16 protein-coding genes are annotated in these 20,145 nt (G+C 61.4%); 11 read left to right on the top strand and 5 right to left on the bottom strand.

Translation table 11 applies throughout. The annotated features are described in order from the left end of the window. Positions 1-43: 43 nt before the first annotated feature. Positions 44-634: an amino acid synthesis family protein gene (locus PSH86_RS14705; protein WP_305490310.1), complete on the bottom strand. Its 591-nt coding sequence runs from the start codon at positions 632-634 to the stop codon at positions 44-46. A gap of 631 nt (positions 635-1,265) precedes the next feature. On the opposite strand from PSH86_RS14705, the gene PSH86_RS14710 reads away from it, so the two are divergent. The 3 genes from PSH86_RS14710 to PSH86_RS14720 are packed head-to-tail and all read left to right on the top strand — an operon-like array spanning position 1,266 to position 4,423. Next, complete coding sequence (locus tag PSH86_RS14710) at positions 1,266-2,675, top strand: circularly permuted type 2 ATP-grasp protein (protein WP_003201697.1); 1,410 nt, start codon at positions 1,266-1,268, stop codon at positions 2,673-2,675. A gap of 3 nt (positions 2,676-2,678) precedes the next feature. Beyond that, on the top strand, positions 2,679-3,629 hold the full coding sequence (locus tag PSH86_RS14715; RefSeq protein ID WP_003201699.1) for an alpha-E domain-containing protein: 951 nt from the start codon (positions 2,679-2,681) through the stop codon (positions 3,627-3,629). Then, the gene (locus tag PSH86_RS14720) at positions 3,626-4,423 is read left to right on the top strand and encodes a transglutaminase family protein (protein ID WP_109755325.1); all 798 of its coding nucleotides are present in this window, start codon (positions 3,626-3,628) and stop codon (positions 4,421-4,423) included. The genes PSH86_RS14715 and PSH86_RS14720 overlap by 4 nt, the downstream gene beginning before the upstream one ends. A 201-nt stretch (positions 4,424-4,624) precedes the next feature. On the opposite strand, the gene PSH86_RS14725 is transcribed toward PSH86_RS14720, so the two are convergent. Next, positions 4,625-5,476: a CAP domain-containing protein gene (locus PSH86_RS14725; RefSeq protein WP_305490311.1), complete on the bottom strand. Its 852-nt coding sequence runs from the start codon at positions 5,474-5,476 to the stop codon at positions 4,625-4,627. 194 nt (positions 5,477-5,670) lie between these two features. Beyond that, positions 5,671-6,444: an L-iditol 2-dehydrogenase gene (locus PSH86_RS14730; protein WP_305490312.1), complete on the bottom strand. Its 774-nt coding sequence runs from the start codon at positions 6,442-6,444 to the stop codon at positions 5,671-5,673. A 246-nt stretch (positions 6,445-6,690) separates the two neighbouring features. On the opposite strand from PSH86_RS14730, the gene PSH86_RS14735 reads away from it, so the two are divergent. After that, a complete protein-coding gene (locus PSH86_RS14735; RefSeq protein ID WP_305490313.1) occupies positions 6,691-7,593 on the top strand; it encodes an AraC family transcriptional regulator in 903 nt (300 codons plus the stop codon). 11 nt (positions 7,594-7,604) lie between these two features. On the opposite strand, the gene mhpT is transcribed toward PSH86_RS14735, so the two are convergent. Beyond that, on the bottom strand, positions 7,605-8,816 hold the full coding sequence (gene mhpT / locus PSH86_RS14740; protein ID WP_116832334.1) for a 3-(3-hydroxy-phenyl)propionate transporter MhpT: 1,212 nt from the start codon (positions 8,814-8,816) through the stop codon (positions 7,605-7,607). Between the two features lie 316 nt (positions 8,817-9,132). On the opposite strand from mhpT, the gene PSH86_RS14745 reads away from it, so the two are divergent. The 4 genes from PSH86_RS14745 to PSH86_RS14760 all read left to right on the top strand — a co-directional run bounded on the left by PSH86_RS14745 (position 9,133) and on the right by PSH86_RS14760 (position 13,952). Continuing rightward, positions 9,133-10,440 carry an OprD family porin gene (locus PSH86_RS14745; RefSeq protein WP_249016444.1) on the top strand — a complete coding sequence of 436 codons (1,308 nt, stop codon included), beginning with the start codon at positions 9,133-9,135 and terminating at the stop codon, positions 10,438-10,440. 383 nt (positions 10,441-10,823) lie between these two features. Further along, positions 10,824-12,266 carry a coniferyl aldehyde dehydrogenase gene (locus tag PSH86_RS14750; protein WP_109755330.1) on the top strand — a complete coding sequence of 481 codons (1,443 nt, stop codon included), beginning with the start codon at positions 10,824-10,826 and terminating at the stop codon, positions 12,264-12,266. Positions 12,267-12,285: 19 nt separating this feature from the next. After that, positions 12,286-13,257 carry an alpha/beta hydrolase gene (locus tag PSH86_RS14755; protein ID WP_116832336.1) on the top strand — a complete coding sequence of 324 codons (972 nt, stop codon included), beginning with the start codon at positions 12,286-12,288 and terminating at the stop codon, positions 13,255-13,257. After that, complete coding sequence (locus tag PSH86_RS14760; RefSeq protein ID WP_305490314.1) at positions 13,257-13,952, top strand: TetR/AcrR family transcriptional regulator; 696 nt, start codon at positions 13,257-13,259, stop codon at positions 13,950-13,952. The genes PSH86_RS14755 and PSH86_RS14760 overlap by 1 nt, the downstream gene beginning before the upstream one ends. A 132-nt stretch (positions 13,953-14,084) precedes the next feature. Here the strand turns inward: PSH86_RS14760 and PSH86_RS14765 are convergent, their stop codons facing one another. Continuing rightward, positions 14,085-15,914: a sigma-54-dependent Fis family transcriptional regulator gene (locus PSH86_RS14765; RefSeq protein WP_305490315.1), complete on the bottom strand. Its 1,830-nt coding sequence runs from the start codon at positions 15,912-15,914 to the stop codon at positions 14,085-14,087. 274 nt (positions 15,915-16,188) lie between these two features. On the opposite strand from PSH86_RS14765, the gene PSH86_RS14770 reads away from it, so the two are divergent. The 3 genes from PSH86_RS14770 to PSH86_RS14780 all read left to right on the top strand — a co-directional run bounded on the left by PSH86_RS14770 (position 16,189) and on the right by PSH86_RS14780 (position 20,092). Beyond that, positions 16,189-16,956, top strand: a complete 768-nt coding sequence (locus PSH86_RS14770) for a coniferyl-alcohol dehydrogenase (RefSeq protein WP_109755334.1) — start codon at positions 16,189-16,191, stop codon at positions 16,954-16,956. Between the two features lie 109 nt (positions 16,957-17,065). Then, positions 17,066-18,712, top strand: a complete 1,647-nt coding sequence (locus PSH86_RS14775) for a DUF1302 domain-containing protein (RefSeq protein WP_305490316.1) — start codon at positions 17,066-17,068, stop codon at positions 18,710-18,712. Between the two features lie 18 nt (positions 18,713-18,730). Beyond that, positions 18,731-20,092 (top strand): DUF1329 domain-containing protein, encoded by a 1,362-nt coding sequence (locus PSH86_RS14780; protein ID WP_109755336.1) that lies wholly within the window; start codon positions 18,731-18,733, stop codon positions 20,090-20,092. Positions 20,093-20,145: the final 53 nt, after the last annotated feature.

Below are 20,145 nucleotides of genomic sequence, written 5' to 3' on the forward strand. Positions count from 1 at the left end.
AGCGCTCCTGCATGCCTTTTTTATTGTGGTTGCCCAGGCTGGATCACTGCGCATTCTCGGCGGCCAGTTCTTCCAGGTCGATGTAGCGGTTGCCGATACGCGGGTGCAGGCGGCCGCCATCGGCGCAGCCCAGTACCACGACGATTTCGTCGGCACGCGGGGCGTCTACAATCTGCATTTCCAGGGTGATGTAGTGCGAGCGCAGGCCTTCGTCGTCCTTGTGCATCATCGGGATCTGGATCGACGTGCCCGGGCCGCCGCGCTTGTTGGTGAAGCTCAGGTAGCTCTTGGCCTTGACCGCTTCACGGTAGTGGTTGCCAAAGCGCAGGGTGTGGATCACGGCGGAGGCGTGCTCGATTTCGCCGTCGGCACCCACCACGGCGGCTTTGCCATAGGCTTCGATCTTCTGCGCACCACCGATGATGCCCACCAGGCGCTCGACCATCAGTGCGCCGAGGTCGGAGCAGTTGGCGCGGATTTCCGGCTTGAGGTCTTCGACGAAGCCGCGACCCAGCCAAGGGTTTTTCATCACCACCGCCAGCCCGACCATGGTCACCGGTTTGTCAGTGGTCTTGCCGCCTTCGATAAAGGTTTCTTCGACATAGCTGACGATCTTGCGGATTTCGAAACTCATGGGCTGCTCCTGGGCGGTGAATAAGTCTATGCGTATGATGGTATACCATAATACTGTCGAAGCAAGTGCTGCTATTGAATTTGTGCGAAGGGAGGCGACGGAAGGCTGGAGGTGCTGAGGTTGCTGCGGGATCGACGCGCTCGCTCTTGTGGCGAGGGAATAAATCCCCTCGCCACAGGTGAAATGTGTATCTGCAGCGAATGGGTATAAATTTCCCCATTTCAGGGCATCCGGCGGCGGCTACCCACCTTCTTGCACCGATTCGACCCGTTCCGGGGCATGTAGGGAAAAGCTGAAATAAACGTTTCAGCCTTTAAAGAGGCTTTTGTCGCAGAAATGAAAACAAATTTCGCCATGGCGCACTTTTAAGGCGTTTTTTCCAAGCTGGATCCGATTCGCTGCGCTTAGGCACAGCCTTTGCTACCGCTTCAAGGAAACCCAACCTATAGGAGCCATGCATCACGCGAATTTAACCAGGGGGCGCACGTCATCCAGACGCAAAGGCCAGACCAGAGACCCATGCCTATCGAGGTGCTCAGAGAAACAGGGCTCATTAAAGCAAAGCAAGGCCGGACCATTGGAATGACGAAGTGATAAGAAATGCCGTGTAGAACGCGGCTGGGAGTTGGCTATGCCCCACGCTTTTTTTAATGAAATGTATGACGCGAAGGGTGACTGCCGCCCGCATTACCAAGCTTTCTCACGCTGGTTGGCGGACACGCCGCTTGAACTGCTTGAACAACGCCGCCGCGAAGCCGACCTGCTGTTCCACCGAGCCGGTATCACTTTCACCCTCTACGGAGACGAGCAGGGCACTGAACGGTTGATTCCGTTCGACATCATTCCTCGCAGCATCAAGGCCAGTGAATGGCAGATGGTCGAGCGGGGCTGCATTCAGCGGGTCCAGGCCCTGAACATGTTCCTGGCCGACATCTACCACGGGCAACACATCCTCAAGGAAGGCATCATTCCTCCCGAGCAGGTGCTCGCCAACGAGGGTTATCAGATCGCGATGCAGGGCCTGAACCTGCACCGGGGCATTTATGCCCATATCGCTGGCGTCGACCTGGTTCGCGACGGTGACGGCAGCTACTACGTGCTGGAGGACAACCTGCGCACACCCAGCGGCGTGAGCTACATGCTCGAAGACCGCAAGATGATGATGCGCCTGTTCCCCGAGCTCTTCGCCGCCCAGCGCGTGGCCCCTATCGATCATTACCCGAACCTGTTGCTCGACACCCTCAAGAGCTCAAGCCCCCTCGAAAATCCCACCGCTGTGGTGCTGACCCCGGGGCGCTTCAACAGTGCCTATTTCGAACATGCGTTCCTCGCCCGCGAAATGGGTGTGGAGCTGGTGGAAGGTGCCGATCTGTTCGTGCGTGACGACCACGTCTACATGCGTACCACCGCCGGCCCTCGGCAGGTGGATGTGATTTATCGTCGCCTTGACGATGCCTACCTCGACCCGCTGTCGTTCAACCCCGATTCGATGTTGGGCGTGCCGGGGCTGATCGCCGTGTACCGTGCCGGCAATGTGGTGCTGGCGAACGCGGTCGGCACCGGCGTGGCCGATGACAAGTCGATCTACCCGTACGTCGACGAGATGATCCGCTTCTACCTCACCGAAGAACCGATCCTGAAGAACGTGCCCACCTGGCAGTGCCGCAAGCCCCAGGACCTGTCCCATGTGTTGGCCAACCTGCCTGATCTGGTGGTCAAGGAAACCCAGGGCTCCGGCGGCTACGGCATGCTGGTCGGGCCGGCCGCCAGCGCGGCGGAGATCGAAGATTTCCGCGCACGCCTCAAGGCCCGTCCCGAAGCCTATATCGCCCAGCCGACCTTGAGCCTGTCCACGTGCCCGACCTTTGTCGAGAGCGGCATCGCGCCGCGCCATATCGACCTGCGTCCGTTCGTGCTGTCGGGCAAGGAAACCCGCCTGGTGCCTGGCGGGCTGACCCGCGTGGCGCTGCGCGAGGGCTCGCTGGTGGTGAACTCGTCCCAGGGCGGCGGCACCAAAGACACTTGGGTCGTGGAGGACTAAGACATGCTTTCAAGAACTGCTTCGGACCTCTATTGGATGTCCCGCTACCTGGAGCGCGCCGAGAACCTGGCGCGCATGCTTGAAGTCAGCTATTCGCTGTCGCTGATGCCCCAGGCCGGGCGCAGCGACGGCCATGCCGAGCTGGCGATGTCGCTGCTGGCCGCCGGTACGCTGGACGACTACAACGCCCGTTATGACGCGCTCAACACCGAGCGCATGCTGCATTTCTTCGCACTGGATGAAACCAACCCTGGCAGTATCTACAGCTGCCTGCGGGCGGCGCGGACCAATGCCCACGCGGTGCGCGGACGCATCACCGCCGACATGTGGGAGAACATCAACGCCACCTGGCTGGAAATGCGCAACATCGCCAGCAATGGCCTGGGCCGCTACGGCATCAGCCATTTCTGCGAGTGGGTCAAGGAACGTTCGCACCTGTTCCGTGGCGCGACGTCGGGTACGATCATGCGCAATGACGCTTATTGTTTCATTCGCCTGGGGACCTTTATAGAGCGGGCGGACAACACCCTGCGCCTGCTGGATGCGCGTTATGAGATGTTCGGCGAGGAATCGGAGGAGGTCAGCGACAACTCGGCCCGCGGTTATTACCAGTGGAGTGCCTTATTGCGCGCGCTGTCTTCGTTCGAGGCGTTCAACGAGATCTACCGCAATGCGCCCAACGCCGAGCAGGTCTCGGAGATGTTGCTGTTGCGCGCCGATGTGCCGCGCTCGCTGCATGCCTGTATCGAGGAACTGGACCATATCCTCGCCAGCCTGCCGGGCAACAACGGTCGGCCGGCGCAACGCCTGGCCGCCGAACTGAATGCGCGCCTGCGCTATTCCGGGATCGACGAGATCCTCGCCTCGGGCCTGCATCAATGGTTGACCGACCTCATTGGCCAGATCCGTCACTTGGGCCAGACCGTTCATGAGTCTTATCTGGAGGTCGTATGAAACTGTCCATACGCCACGACACCACCTACAGCTATGCCGATGAAGTCTGCACCAGCATCCAGTTCCTGCGCCTGACCCCCAAGGACAGCCAGCGCCAGCGCATCCTTGAATGGCACTTGGAGCTGCCGCGCCTGGTGCGCAGCCAGATCGACCCTTACGGCAACATCCTGCACGTGATGACCATGGACGAGCCCCATGGGGCTTTGGTATTGACGGCCTATGGCGAGGTGGAAATCCATCAGTCGATAGCGATGGAGCCGGACAACCAGTCGCCACTGCCGTTTTTGCGCACCAGCCGCCTCACCCAGGCAGATGAGACCCTCAGCGCCTTCGCCGTCGAGCAATGCGCAGGCCGGCGCGATCGTTCGGCCTTGACCGATCTGATGAATGGGCTGGCGGCGCGGATGCCTTACAGTCCCGGCACGACAGCGGTCAACAGTACCGCCGCCGAGGCGTTTGCCGGCGGGGCGGGGGTCTGCCAGGACCATACTCATGCGTTCCTGGCCTGCGCCCGCAGCCTGGGCATTCCCGCGCGCTATGTTTCCGGCTATTTGTGCACCGACGATGAAAGCCATCTGGCAAGCCATGCCTGGGCCGAAGCCTGGCTGGATGACGGCTGGTACAGCTTCGACGTGACCAACCGCCTGACTGTTCCCGACCGCCACCTGAAGCTGGCGATCGGCCTGGACTACCTCGACGCCTGCCCGGTACGCGGCATGCGCCGCGGCGGTGGTGCGGAGCAGATGCAGGCGCGGGTGCAGGTGAGCTCGATGGTGCAGGTGCAGCACCAGTAGCCGGGGAAGCCTGAAGGATTGTTCTGTGAATTCGGCCATGAACCTTTCTTTCAGGCAGCTTCGCTTTCATCTTGATCGCCGAAACCTCAACGACGCCAGTACCGGCATTGAGGTCGATGGCGTACCGCATCGTTCCCATGAACACCCAAAAAAACTTGTGGGGGCGAGCCTGCCCGCGATGGCGACGGCTCTGCCACCGCGCTATTGGGTGCCAAACATCGCCGTCCAATAAATCCCTGCATCGCTTTTCGGATCGGTCGCATACCCGGCGCCCAACTCGCGGAACTGCGGGTTCATCAGGTTGGCGCAATGCCCGGGGCTGGCCAGCCAGCCGTCCACCACTTTCAGGGCCGTGTCCTGCCCGGCGGCGATGTTTTCGCCGATCAACTGGCCGAGATAGCCCGCCAGTTCGGCGCGGTCGCCCGGCATGCGGTTGTCACGGTCCTTGTGATCGAAGAAATTGTTGTTGGCCATGGCCCGGGTGTGATTCACGGCGGCCAGGGCCAGGGTGGCGTTCCAGGCCAGCGGTGTGGTGGCGGCGAAGGCTTCGGTGCCGCAACGGCGCGGCTGGGCACGGGCGCTGTTGATCAGTTTCAGCAGTTTCTGGCCCTCGGTTTGCCAGTCACCCAGGCGCGCCGACAATAGGGGTCGTGCCAGCACGATGCGCCATTCGCGATCCAGGCGGCTAACGCCAATGTCGACGAATTGCGGGTCGAGCACCACCTGGCAAAAGCTTTCCTGGACGGCTTTCATGGCCGATTGCGCGTCGCGCGGCCCGGACAGGCTGATGGCCTGCACGTTGACCATTGGATAGGCCGCCCGCGCCAGCGCTTGCTGCAAGTCGCCGATGCCATTGGCCGACAGGATCAGCCGCGAATCCATCGCCAGCGGTGGCAACTCCAGCGAGGCCTGGCCGGCACAGCTTTGGGACTGGCTGCGGTAAAGGTTGATGGACTCGACCAGCTGTGTCTCTTCGGTGGCTGTGGCACTGGTGGTGAACACCAGGCCCAGCGACAGCACGACAAGACCCATGACGGATGAAATGGCACGCATGTAAATCTCCCTTGAGCGGACGGCGCCTATGATGCGCAATTTTTGCCCCGCTGGGGCAACGGTATTCACGCTCTCTTGAAATCCCTTGGAACGGCACCGTTGGGTAGCGTTCGGGATGATCCTCAAGTAGTGGGATCAATTTTCCGGCGAATAAGTCCATTTCCGTCCTTTCAAGGCCATAAAAACGCGGATTATCAGCTCATCCAGTTACCGCCATCGACGTTGTAGGTCTGCGCCACTACGTATTCGCTCTCCGCCGAGGCCAGGAAAATCGCCATTCCGGTGAGGTCCTGCGCAGTCCCCATCCGGCCATACGGCACTTGCTGCCCGACCTGACGCTTCTTTTCCCCCAGCGGCAGGTTTTCGTGGCGAGCGAACAGCGCATCCACGCCATCCCAATGTTCGCCATCCACCACGCCGGGGGCGATGGCGTTGACGTTGATCCGATGCTTGATCAAGTCCAACCCGGCGGACTGGGTCAGGCTGATCACCGCCGCCTTGGTGGCGCAATAGATTGCCACCAAGGCTTCACCACGCCGGCCGGCCTGGCTGGCCATGTTGATGATCCGGCCGCCATGGCCCTGGCGGATCATCTGCCGCGCCGCCGCCTGCAGGGTGAACAGCGTGCCGGCGACGTTGATGGAAAACAGCCGCTCGTAGCTCTGGCGCGTGATCTCCACGATGGGCGCCAGGTCGAACAGCGCGGCGTTGTTGATCAGGATATCCAGCTTGCCTGCCCGGGCCACCACCGCCTCGATGGCCTGGTCGATCGAGGCCTGGTCCGTCACGTCCATTTTGACCGCATAGGCGCTGTTGCCCAGCTCGACTGCGGTAGCCTGGGCCCGCTCGAGGTCGATATCGGCAATCGCCACCGTGGCGCCTTCGTTGATATAAGCCTGGGCGAACGTCCTGCCGATGCCACGGGCGGCACCGGTTACCAGGGCACTTTTTCCTTCCAGTCGTTTCATGGGATTGTCCTATTGTTGTGGAGCCGTGGCGTCGGGCGGTGCTGCCTGTCTGCAATGGCAAGCCGATTACACCAACGCCCGTGGAGGCCGACAAACGCAGGGAGGATCACGAGTTGATACTTTTTTAACGCTCGTCAGTGCGCCAGGCGCAGGTTAAAAAAGTATCGGCGGGCGGTCAGGCCAAGACTGGCGAACGGCTGCGCACTCGGCGTAAGGTGCCTGCCATAACGCTAAAAGAGGCGCGACATGCCTGATCACCGAACGCCCCTGTTCGAGCAGCGACCCGCCGAACTGGAAGTCATTCTGCCCGAGCCCGAACACAGTTTTCGCTGGTACGAGCATGACTACCCGTACCCGATGGCGCGCTGGAACCATCACCCTGAATTTGAAATCCACCTGATCCGCCAGGGAAGCGGCAGACTGTTGGCGGGCGACTACATTGGCCCCTTTGGTCCAGGCCATGTAGCGATGATTGGCCCGCATTTGCCCCACGACTGGATGGGGGACCTGGCGCCGGGCGAGCACCTGCCCGGGCGCGACGTGGTGTTGCAGTTCGATGGCGCGACGCTGCTGACCTTGCGCCGAACGCTGCCCGAACTGGGGGATCTGCTGGGGCTGTTCGAGCGCGCCCGCCGAGGCCTGGCCTTTGGCGGCGATACGGCGTTGCAAGCCGCGCACCTGCTGCAAGCCATCGGCCCGGCCCAGGGACTGGCGCGGTTGACGCTGTTCTTGGAGCTGCTCCACACCCTCAACCAAGCCCCTGTCGACGAAGCCTGGAGCCTGGCGAGCCCTTGCTACGCACCGACGCTGGATGCGCGCAGTTCCGAGCGCATTCACAAAGCCTTCGAATACCTGCAAGCCGAACTCACCGGCGACCTGCGCCTGTCGGTGATCGCCCGTCAACTGGACATGAGCGAACCAGGCTTCTCGCGGTTCTTCAAACGCATCACCGGACACGGCTTCATCGACTTGATGCGCAAGCTGCGGGTCCAGCGCGCCTGCCGCTTGCTGTTGCAGAGTGAAATGCCGGTCACTGATATCTGCTTTGAAGTGGGCTACAACAACCTGTCCAACTTCAACCGACATTTCCGCATCGAGATGAACCAGACGCCGAGTGAGTATCGGCGCGGGGCTTTGTCGTTCAATTGAAACCGTAATGCTCAGCGGGCAGCCTGCGCCTCACCCACCGGCACCGCACGCGCCATCACGCTGATCGCTGCCACAGTCGCAATCAGCAGCCCCGGCGATGTCGCGAGCAGCACCCCAGTCGTCCCCGCTCCGGCGGCCAGAATCTGCCCCGCAGCCAAAGGTCCGGCGACCGATCCCAGGCGCCCGATAGCCACCGCGGCGCCGACTCCCGTCGCACGTACGGCCGTAGGGTAGGCGGGCGGTGCCAAGGCGTAGAGTACCAATTGCGCCGCCATGACGAACAACCCGGCGGCAAAGCCGGCGATCGCCATCGGCACGATACCGACTGACAACCCGACGCCGGCCAATGCGCTCAGTAGCCCGGCATAGACGAACAACACCACCTTGATGCCGTTGCAGCGGTCCAGCAACAGCCCCCCGAGCAATGAGCCAAGGGTTCCGCCGATATTGAACAGCATTTGCACCAGGCCGGCTTGAGGCTTGCTGAACCCTTGTTCGAGCAACAACGATGGTAACCAGTTGAGCAGCATGTACATCACCGTCAGGGTGAAGAAATAACTCAGCCAGAGCGCCAGGGTCGTGCGACCCCGACCTTCACCAAACAGCGCCTGGCCGGTGGAGCCGCGCAGTGGCGCGCTGGCGCCCTGCACCTGGCGAAAGGCGCTGGACTCGGGCAGCCACAGCAACATCAACGGCACCACCAGCAGCGGCGCCAGCCCGCCGATGAAAAAGGTCATTTGCCAGTGTTCGCCAAACAGCATGGCAACCACCGCCGCCAGCGCGCCACCCAACGGCACACCCGCGTACATCACACTGATCGCCGTGCCGCGCCGTTGCTCGCCCACGGCTTCGGCACACAATGCGATGAGGTTGGGCAGGGCGGCGCCCAGGCCCAGGCCGGTCATGAAGCGCACCAGCAGCAGGCTGGAGAACTGTTCGACATACGCGGTGCTGAGGGAAAACACGCCGAACAGCAGGACCGCAGCGATGAGGATCTTCTTGCGGCCGATGCGATCGGCAATCCAGCCACCGAAGAACGCCCCGGGCAGCAGGCCGATGATCCCGGCGCTGAATACCCAGCCCATCATTTTCGGGTCCAGGGCAAACGTCTGTCGCAAACCGGCGGCGGCAGTGCCGGCCGATTGCAGATCGAACCCCTCGATCAACGCAACGATAAAACACAAGGCGATGGTCAGCGTCGCACGACGCGCCGGACTGTTCATGGCAAATCCCTCTTATTGTTTTTGTCTGTGGAGCACCGGTAACGGGGGAAACCGGCAGATGAATTAAGATTAACAAAGCTAACTAAAAAATGAATCGCCGCGAGCTGGCGGTGGATTAAGGTGATATTTCGATAAAATTCAATAGGTTGACGAGTTATTTTGGACGAACTGAAAAATTGGTTAACTATATTAATGTTCGATTATCGGTCAGTCTGGATTGACGAAGCACCCGCGCCATTTCCATTCTTAGTCCGCATAGCCCGCTATTACGAAAGCTCGGGCCGACCAAAACAACAACAATAAGTGGACGTTGAACATGCCTGACTTTGTCCGGGACGCCGTTGCGGCGCCTTCTCTTTCACCTGTCGTCCGTCTGCTGGCCTGCCTCGGGCTGAGCCTCGCTTCCAGCGCAGTGCTCGCCGAGGGATTGATCGACGACAGCCACGGAACCTTGACCCTGCGCAATTACTACCTGGACCGCGACTACAAGGATGACGGCGCCAAGACCGCGGCTCGGGAATGGGCCCAAGGTGTGTTCATGAATATGGAATCGGGGTTTACCCCAGGTCCCGTCGGTTTCGGCCTGGATGCCCGGGGCCTGGTGGGGATCAAGCTGGACTCGTCGCCGGACCGCAGTGGTACGGAGTTGTTGCCGGTCTCCAGCAGTGACAAGCGTGCCGCCGATGAGTATTCGCGTCTGGCGTTGACCGGCAAGCTGCGAATCGGCCAGACCACGGTGAAGACCGGGGACGTATCGATTTTCCTGCCGTTTGCCTTCGCCAGCCCGTCGCGGTTGTTGCCGCAGACCTTTCGCGGCACGACCCTCAGTGCCAAGGGCATTGAAGGGCTGACGTTGAATACTGGTTACATCGACCGCATCAACCGGCGCGACTCCACCGACTACCAGCCGATGAGCATTGCCTCGCCCAACCGTCGCTTCAATGGCGCGGCGACCGCGTCTCATATGGCTTACGTGGGCGGCGATTATCAGGTCAACAAAGACCTCAGCCTGCGGGCCTACCACGCCGAAGTGGCGGACTTGTACCGACAGAATACGCTGGCGCTGCTGCATAACCTGCCGTTGGGCGACGGCGTGTTGACTACCGATCTGCGCAGTTTTTTCAGCGACGAAGACGGCGCGGCCAAGGCCGGCAAGGTGGATAACCGCAATGTTTCGGCGCTGGTGGGGTATCGCTTGGGCGGTCACCGGGTAAGCCTGGGCTACATGCACGCCAGCGGCGATACGGCCACGCCATATGTGTCTGGCACCGAGTTGATGGGCCTGAGTGAAATGACCATGAGCTCGGATTTTCTCAACGCCAAGGAGCGCACCTGGCAGGTGATCCATGATTATGACTTTGCCGCAGTCGGCGTACCGGGCCTGAGGACCCGTTTGCGCTACGTGCGCGGCGACCACATCGAACTGGCGGCGCTCAATGCCGAAGACCGCAAGGAGCGCGAGTTCCAGATGGAACTGGGGTATGTGATCCAGAGCGGCGCATTGAAGAACCTCGGACTGCTTGCGCGTAAATCGATTTACCGCAATGACTTTCCCGGGGCGGCCGCGTTTCGCGATGAAAACCAGACGCGGTTTCTGCTGACCTACAGTGTGCCGATCTGGTGATGGACTGATGCGAGGCTCATGGCGAGGGAATTCATCTGTGGTGAGGAGATAAATCCACTCTCCACAGAACCGCTGCGCTTGAACCAAACGGGGGGAGGTTGCTGCGGTAATTAGTTATTAAAATTAATTAGTTGCCAATTATTTGCTCATTGCTGAACGCCGCTCAAGCGCCCAGCGTTATGGTGCGTTTCATCCGATTTATGCTTGCTATTCTCCAATATCCACCTGTTTCTCTATCTTTCGCGGCCTTGAAAAATTAAGAAACTTAACGGTTTCCTTTGTCATGTTTTTTGGCATACTTCTCTGCAACGAGTCGGCAAAGGCGCCTGCTCGCCGAATATTAGTGCTGAATAATAACAATCCAACCAGCAGGAATTCACGCCATGAGCATCATCGGTCATCATGCTGCGCCGGTCTGCGCCGAACAACTCGCTGCGACGCTGGCGAAAATGAAGCAGGCCCATCTGGACGAAGGGCCGGCGAGCCCGGAATTACGCCGCGACCGCCTCGACCGGGCCATTGCCTTGCTTCTGGATAATCGCGAAGCCATTGTCGCTGCGGTGTCGGCAGACTTCGGCAATCGCAGTCGCGAGCAAACCCTGCTGTCGGATATTGCCGGTTCTGTGGCGAGCCTCAAGCATTGCCGTGAGCACTTGGTCGAGTGGATGCGATCAGAGTCCCATCCGGCACCGTTTCCCGGTTGCCAGGCGCGGGTCGATTACCAGCCGCTGGGCGTGGTCGGTGTGATCAGCCCGTGGAATTTCCCCATCGTGCTGGCCTTCGGGCCGCTGGCAAGCATCCTGGCCGCCGGTAACCGGGCCATGCTCAAACCCTCGGAGCTGACCCCGCGCACCTCGGCGTTGATCGCCGAACTGATCGCCCGCTATTTCGACGAGAACGAACTCACCACGGTGCTCGGTGACGCTGAGGCCGGCGCGCTGTTCAGTGCGCAACCCTTCGACCATCTGATCTTTACCGGGGGCACCGCAGTGGCCCGGCACATCATGCGCGCTGCCTCGGACAACCTGGTGCCGGTGACCCTGGAGCTGGGCGGCAAATCGCCGGTACTGGTTTCCCGTAGCGCCGACCTCGCGACCGTGGTGCAGCGGGTCATGACGGTGAAGACGTTCAACGCCGGGCAGATCTGCCTGGCCCCGGACTATGTGCTGCTGCCGGAAGAGTTACTGGAGGACTTCGTTGCCGAGGCCGTGCGCTTCGTCAGTGCCATGTACCCCACCTTGCGCAGCAACCCTGATTACACCTCGATCATCAACCCGCGTAATTTCGACCGTCTGCAAGGCTATCTCGTCGATGCCAAAACCAGAGGTGCGCGGCTGATCGAGATCAACCCGGCGCAGGAGGATCTGAGCGATCGCGAGATCCGCAAGATTGCCCCAACCCTGGTGCTCGACACCCGTGAGCAGATGCAGGTACTGCGCGAGGAGATTTTCGGGCCGCTGTTACCGATCAAAACCTACCGATATTTCGCCACGGCGATTGATTACGTCAACAACCAGCCGCGACCGTTGGCGGCCTATTACTTTGGCGAGGATGCCGATGAGCGTAGGCAGGTGCTGGAGCGCACGACCTCGGGTGGCGTGGTGATCAATGACGTCTTTAGCCATGTCCTGTTCGAGGCGCTGCCGTTCGGCGGTGTCGGTCACTCCGGCATGGGGGCCTATCATGGCGTCTATGGTTTCCGTACCTTCAGCCATGCCAAGGCGGTCGTGGTGCAGAGCCCGATCGGTGAGTCCAACCTGGCCATGCGCGCGCCCTACGGCGCAATGATCCACGGCCTGCTGGATCAATTGCTGACGGCCCATTGAGTCGCCAAGGAGTCTGGCCATGAACGCGATGCAAACCTTCAAGGCCAAACTGCTGCGGGCCTTTGCCAAGCGCATGAAAGCCAAGTTCATCTACGACGCAGCGGCGTATCCGTTACGCGCGGTCGAAGAGAAAATCATCCCGACGGCCTGGGGACCGGCGCGGGCGCTGTTCTATTGGCCCGATACGCCGTCCGTGGAGCCCTTGCCGGTCTATCTGAACCTGCATGGCGGTGGTTTCGTGGCCGGGGTGCCGGAGCATGACGACAGCTATTGCCGGCGGCTTGCACACAATCTCGGTTGCCTGGTGGTCAATCTGGATTATGTCCTGGCCCCAGAGCATCCCTTTCCCGCAGGTGTGCGACAGAGCTTCGAGGTGCTGGAGTGGCTGGCCGGACAGGCCACGGCCTTGGGGATCGACCCACAGTGTATCGCCGTCGGCGGGCACAGCGCCGGTGGCAACCTGGCCACCGGCGTGGCCAATCTGGCGCGGGGACACCAGCGGCTGCGGGTGGTGCATCAGATCATCGATTATGCGGCGCTGGACTTGGCCCTGGATCCCGAACAGAAGCACTCGCCCCTCGACAAACCGCTGCTTGGCACGGGCCTGATGCGCTTCTTCAATAGTTGCTACCTGAGTGATCCGGCCCACGCGCACGACCCTCTGGCCTCGCCCTTGCGGGTGCCGCTCGAGGCGTTGCAGGGCATGCCCGCCACCACGCTGATCACCGCCGAGTACGACATTCTGCGCGTTGAGGGCGAGGCCTACGCAGAGAAACTGCGTCAGGCCGGCGTGGCGGTGCATGAGCGGATGTTCGCCGGCTGCGATCATATGTTCACCCACCTGGGGCCGGATGACTCGGCTCAGGAGGCCTGGCAACTCATCGAGGACTCTTTGCGCGAGGCGTTTTCAGCCCATTGCGCTAGGCTGGGCACCTTGGCCAAACCATCACTGTCAGGACTCGTGCACCATGCCAATCAACCGGGCTCGTAATGCCTGAAACCACTGCGCAGCCCGCCAAGCGCGGTCGTCCTCCGTTGCGCAGCCGTGAGGAGCAGATGCGTTTGCTGCTGGACGCGGCGGCGCAGGCGCTTGGCAGCGGCAACTTCGCCAATGTCACCATGGACGCCATCGCCCGCGCCGCCGGCATCTCGAAGAAGACCGTGTATCTACTGGTGGCCAGTAAGGAAGCGTTGCTCTCACAGTTGGTGGCCCGCGACTTATCCACCCTCGAACTGCTCCTGGAAAGCGGTATCGACTGCGCCGAGGATCTGCTCAGCGAGTTGCGCATGTACCTGACCCTATGGGCGCGCCTGACCCTTTCGCCATTGGCCCTGGGTCTCTATCTCATGGCCGCGCAGGGGCGCGAGACTGCGCCGGGCATTGCCCGGATCTGGTATCAGGAAGGTGCCGAACGCTGCCTGGGCCTGTTGCGTGGCTGGCTGGGCAAGGCGGCGGGCAAGGGGCTGTTGGCAAACGAGGATGTCGAGGCGGCCATCGAACTGATCGACGCGTTGTTGATTTCCCAACCGCTCAAGCTCTTCACCCTTGGGGTGCAACAGAGCTGGTCCGACGAGCAGATCGAACGGCGGGTCGAAGTGGCCCTCGGCATGTTCAGTCGATGTTTTATCCAGCATGCGCCCTGTGGCGAGGGGATTTATCCCCGCCGGGCTGCGCAGCAGCCCTAAAGCAGCGAACTCAATCTCCCTGACTCACCGGGTTGCCTGGTTTGGGGGCTGCTTTGCAGCCCAGCGGGGATAAATCCCCTCGCCACGATGATTTCATTCCCATAAGTGGCTTGAGCGCTCCCGCACAACCTTTTACTCGCTGATCGGCCGCCGCGACAGGCGATAGGACAACTGCGCGCGAGTCAGGCCGAGACGGCGGGCCGCTTCGGAGACATTGCCTTTCACCTCGCTCAGGCAGTGGTCGATCATCGTGTCCTCGATCTCTTGCAGCGACAGCCGGCTCAGGTCCTTGCCGCCGAACAGCGCCTGGATCGCTTCATTGCCTGTATCGGTAGGTGCGACAGTCGTGCGCTGGGAGGGTGCCTGGTCGTTCGGTGCCGCGGCCAGTTGGCCGCGTTTGCCGATGGAGAACATGGGTAAGGCCAGGCGTTCGCCGCTGGTAAACAGGTGCGCCAGGTCGATTGCGCCGCCGTCCGGAGCACTGATCACGCCGCGCTCCACCAGGTTCTGCAACTCGCGAATATTGCCCGGGAAGTCATAGGCCAGCAGGGTGTCGGCCGTGCGCGGGGTGAAGCCGCTGATCTGGCGGCCGTGGCGCTGGGTGAAGCGATGCAGGAAATGCGTCATCAGCAGCGGGATGTCTTCCTTGCGTTCGCGCAACGGCGGCAGGTGGATCGGGAACACGTTCAAGCGAAAGAACAGGTCTTCACGGAACTCACCACGCTGCGCCGCAGCGCGCAGGTCGACGTTGGTCGCGGCGACCACCCGCACATCGACCTTCAAGGTGCGACTGCCGCCAACCCGCTCGACCTCGCCTTCCTGAAGTGCGCGCAGCAGCTTGCCCTGGGCCACCAGGCTGAGGGTGGCGATTTCGTCCAGGAACAGCGTGCCGCCATCGGCGCGCTCGAAGCGCCCGGCGCGCGATTGAGTGGCACCGGTGTAGGCGCCGCGCTCGACGCCGAACAGCTCCGACTCCATCAGGTTTTCCGGAATGGCCGCGCAGTTGATGGCGACGAAGGGCTCATCGTGACGCGGGCTGATGCGGTGCAGCATCCTGGCGAACATTTCCTTGCCGACCCCGGACTCACCGGTGAACAGCACCGTGGCCTGGGTTGGCGCGACCCGCCTTAACATGTGGCAAGCGGCGTTGAAGGCTGAAGAAATACCGACCATGTCGGTGTCTTGCGCCGGTGTCGGACCCGCTTGCAGGCCAGTGGGCAGGGCGCCTTTATCGCTGCGGTTGGGTGCCGTGGCGCTGCGTCCACCGGTGCTGACGAAGGGTTCGGCGTTGAGGTCGGCCAGGTCCGCTTCGGCGTCGTCCCATTCCTCGGCGGGTTTTCCGATCAGCCGGCAAATGCTCGAGCCGGTGGAGCGGCATTCGACCTCGCGGTAGACGATCAACCGGCCGACCATCGCCGAGGTGTATCCGGTGGCATAGCCTGTTTGCATCCAGCAGGCCGGCTCGGTGCCGATGCCGTACTGGGCGATGTGCTCATCATCTTCGCTGGAGTGGTGCCAGAGGAACTCTCCGTAATAGGTTCCCAGGTTCATGTCGAATTCGAAGTGCACCGGCTCGACCTTCACCGCCCCTTCAATCGCATGGATGATCGGGCCGGCGGCAAACAGCGCCAGGATATCGGCCTCGGGAAAGCGTTCCTTGATCAACGCGGCGTCCCGGGCACCGCAATGGTAGCCGGTGCGCAGCATGATCCCTCGGGCGCGGGCCAGGCCCATGCTTTCAATCAGCTCCCGGCGCAGTGCGCCGATGCCGCTGTTGTGCATCAGCAGCATGCGCGCGCCGTTCAACCAGATGCGCCCATCGCCCGGGCTGAACAGCAGGCATTCGGTCAGGTCCTGCAGGGTAGGGGCGGCGCCGGGTGGCAATTGCTCGCTGGCGCCACGTCCGGGTTTCTTTTGTGCATCACGAGAGAGTTCGGCCAGGGAAATCAGCTTGTCTGCCATCAGAAACCCTTAATTTGAGTAATCATAATCCGCATAGTGCAGCATGAAATTGCTGAAATCATCACTTTTCTAACGCGCTCCATCCCGCCTTCCTGTCGCTGTTTTTCCCTATTCAGGCTGAATGCCGCGTGCTTGAGCGGTTTCCTCGTCATTGTCCAGAGATGGCATATCGCTTGCTACAACTAGTTACCGACATTAACTAATTCGGCGAATAACAATATGGCTTGGCTGTCGCCCTAACGCGGGCAGCACAAGCACGAATCGGGGAACCCGTATGAAGCTGACCAGTAAAAGGATAGTCGTGACCGGGGTGTCCTCGGGCATTGGCGCCGAAACCGCCCGAATCCTGCGTGCCCACGGCGCCATCGTCATCGGCATGGATCGCAATGAGCCCCACCTGAGCCTGGATCATTTCATCCAGGCTGACCTCAGCCACCCGGATGCCATCGACGCGGCGGTGCGGCAGTTACCGGACACCCTCGACGGCCTGTGCAATATCGCCGGGGTGCCGGGCACCGCCGATCCACAACGGGTTGCCCAGATCAATTATCTGGGGCTGCGCCATCTCTGCGCAGCGCTGCTGCCGCGTATCCGGGCCGGTGGCAGCATCGTCAACGTCGCTTCGATCCTGGGCGCGGAGTGGCCACTGCGGGTGGATTTGCACAAGGCCTTGGCCCGTACCGACAGTTTTGCGGATGGCCAGGCCTGGTTGGCCGAACACCCGGTGCCTCCGGAGAGCTGCTACCAGTACTTCAAAGAAGCCTTGATCGTCTGGAACGCTTTGCAGGCCCAGCCATGGTTCTTGCAGACCTCGGTTCGCATGAACTGCGTGGCTCCGGGCCCGGTGTTCACCCCAATCCTGGGTGATTTCGTCGCCATGCTCGGTAAAGAGCGCATCGACGCTGACGCCCACCGCATGAAACGCCCGGCCTACGCCGATGAGGTGGCGGCCGCCATTGCCTTCCTGTGCGCTGACGAATCTCGCTGGGTCAATGGCATCAACCTGCCCGTCGATGGGGGGCTGGCGTCCACTTACGTCTGAATGAGGAACCTTGGGCCACGCCTTTTCGCGCAATTCATTGTCGGTCGTTTTCGAGCGAATGATCGGCTCATAAAACCTGCTTCCAACAACAAGAATAATGAGGAACAACATGCACAACTCTCGTTGCTATCCAGGCTTCAAGCGTTCCGCCATGGCGCTCTCGGTGTGTCTGGCGAGCTGGGCCGGCCAGTCTCAAGCCGCACAAATAGACTTGGGCGACAGTGAATGGCGTTTGCGTTGGGACAACACCATCAAATACAGCCAGGCCTGGCGACTCAACGGCGCCGACGACAATCTGGTCAACGCGCCGACGGCGGGAGGCTTGTATCCCTCGATACAAAGCCAGGGCGACAAGAACTTCAGCAGCGGCCTGGTCTCCAACCGCCTGGACCTGTTCAGTGAAATGGACCTGAGTCGGGAAAACTATGGCCTGCGCCTCAGCGGGGCGGCCTGGTACGACGATGTCTATAACAAGGACACCGACAGCAGCGACCAGCGCCACTTCCTCGACGATACCCGCGAACTGCACGGGCGTGACGCCGAGTTGCTGGACGCCTTCGTGTTCGTGCGCGGCGATGTCGGTGACGCAAGCCAGGGCACCGTGCGCCTCGGCCGACACAGCCTGATCTATGGCGAAAGCCTGTTCTACGGTGGCAACGGCATCGCCGCCGCCCAAGGGCCTAGCGACATCGTCAAGCTGCTCAGCGTACCAGGTACCCAGTTCAAGGAAATCCTGCGGCCGGTCAATCAAGTGTCCGGGCAGTTGCAGATCAACCCTCAGTTGTCGGTGGGTGCGTACTATCAGTTCGAATGGGAGCGTTCCAACCTGCCGGGTGCGGGCAGCTACCTGAGCGATAACGATGGCATCGGCAAAGGTTCGGGCGACTGGACTGAGGTGTTTGGCAACACCACCGTTCATGCCTCTGACATCGAAGCCAAAAATAGCGGGCAGGGCGGCATGCAACTGCGCTACAAGCCCGAAGGCACGGAGCTTGAGCTGGGCTTCTACGCCGCGAAGTATCACGACAAGGCCCCGAGCGCGCTCTATGCCTACCTGGATGGTGCAGCGGCGGCCGCTACCGGGCTGCCGATCCTCGGCTCCTACCGCCAGGTCTATGCCGAAGACATCAAGACCGTCGGCGTCAGCTTCTCCACCGCTCACGGTCCGTTCAACTTCGCAGGCGAGAGTTCGGTGCGTTGGGATGCGCCCCTGGTGAGCAACCTGCAGGTGGTGACACCCGGCATGGCGGCCGACAACAGCGACAACGCGCTCTACGCCAAGGGCAAGACCGCGCACGTCAACCTCTCGACCATTTACCTGCTGTCGCCCAACGCACTATGGGACGGCGGTTCGGTACTCGCCGAACTGGCGTGGAACCGCACCCTCAGCGTTACCGAGAACCGTGCGGCATTGGACTCCAATACCACCCGTGACGCCACCGCACTGCGGGTGCTGGCCGAGCCGGCCTACTTCCAGGTGGCCGACGGCCTCGACCTGACCGTACCGGTGGGCTTTGGAGTGGTACTCGATGGGCGTTCCTCGGCGGTCAGCAAGGCCGGTTTCGGCAACACCCATGCCGGCGACTGGAGCGTCGGACTCAAGGTCACTTATTTGCAGCGCTGGGACTTCGGCGTGAACTACGTGAACTTCTTCGGCAAGAAGGAGGCGGGACTGCGCGAAGACGGCAACTTCAGCTATGGGCAATCGCTGGCCGACCGTGACTTCGTCTCCATGTACGTGAAAACCACATTCTAATAAGAGGTTTCATCCGCTATGCAAAGCAAATTTTCCTTGCGTATTTCGGCCCTGGCCATTGCCTTGTTAAGCGCCGGCCTGGTGCAGGCGGCGGTTTCCCCTGAGCAGGCCGCACGGCTTAATACCGACCTTACACCCATGGGCGCCGAGCGCGCCGGTAACAAAGACGGCAGCATCCCCGAATGGACCGGTGGCTACACCAAAGCGCCGGCAGGCTACAAGAACGGCGACAAGCGTGCCGACCCATTCGCTGCCGACAAGCCGCTGTATTCGGTGAGCGCGTCCAACATGGCCCAGTACGCCGATCAGTTGGCCGAGGGGACCAAGGCCCTGTTGCAGAAATATCCGGGCTACCGCCTGGACGTCTATCCGACCCGGCGCAGTGCCGCTGCCCCGCAGTGGGTGTATGACAACACCCTGAAGAACGCCACCCGTGCAAACCTCGAGGTGGAAACCGAGAAAGTCAGCGGTGCTTATGGCGGGATTCCCTTCCCATTGCCGCAGAACGGTGCCGAGGTGTTGTGGAACTACCGCCTGTCCTGGCAGGGTGGCGACACCTTCTATGCGCCTTTTGATACCTGGCTGATGACCGCTGGCGGCAAGAAGATCCAGGCCACCCGCGCGCGTTTCTGGTACCAGCATCCCTATTACTTCAAAGAGGGCAGCCTGGATACCTTTGATGGCAAGTTTCTGATCGGCAAGCTGGCCACGGAACTCCCGTCGTCCAAGGCGGGCGAGGGGCTGATGACCCATTGGGACATGGATCCGGGCAAGCGTGCCGCCTGGCAGTACCTGGTTGGCCAACGTCGGGTACGGCGTGCGCCGAACATTGCCTATGACACGCCGGACTTCGTCACCTCGGGCGTCGGCTTTTTCGACGAAGCCTTCATGATTTTCGGCCCGACCGACCGCCACGACCTCAAACTGATCGGCAAGAAAGAGCTGCTGGTGCCTTACAACAACAACCGCGCCGCGGCGGCACCCAGTGACGAGCTGGTCAAGCCGGGCTTCCTCAACCCGGATCTGGTGCGCTGGGAGAAACACCGGGTGTGGGTGGTGAGCGCGACGCTCAAGGACGGCAAGCGTCACGTGGTGCCCAAGCGCACCTATTACGTGGACGAGGACTCCTGGCAGGTGCTGCTGCTCGACGGGTATGACGCGCAAGGCAAGTTGGGCCGGCATAACTATTCGCTGACGCTGCTGGCGCCTGAAATGCCCGCGCTGACCGCGCAAATGATGTGGGGCAGCTACAACCTGGAGACCGGCGCCTACTTCCTGAACTCATCGGCCAACGACCTGGGCGTGCAGTACCAGAGCTATCCACGTCCGCCGTCCGCGTTTTTCACCCCGGATGCCATGGCCAGCGACAGCATGCGCTAACGGATTGCCCAGGGCGCCGAACCCCAGGTTCGGCGCGTTGTGCAATTAGCGTT

The sequence above is a fragment of the Pseudomonas sp. FP2300 genome (assembly GCF_030687595.1).
Lineage (GTDB): Bacteria > Pseudomonadota > Gammaproteobacteria > Pseudomonadales > Pseudomonadaceae > Aquipseudomonas > Aquipseudomonas bijieensis.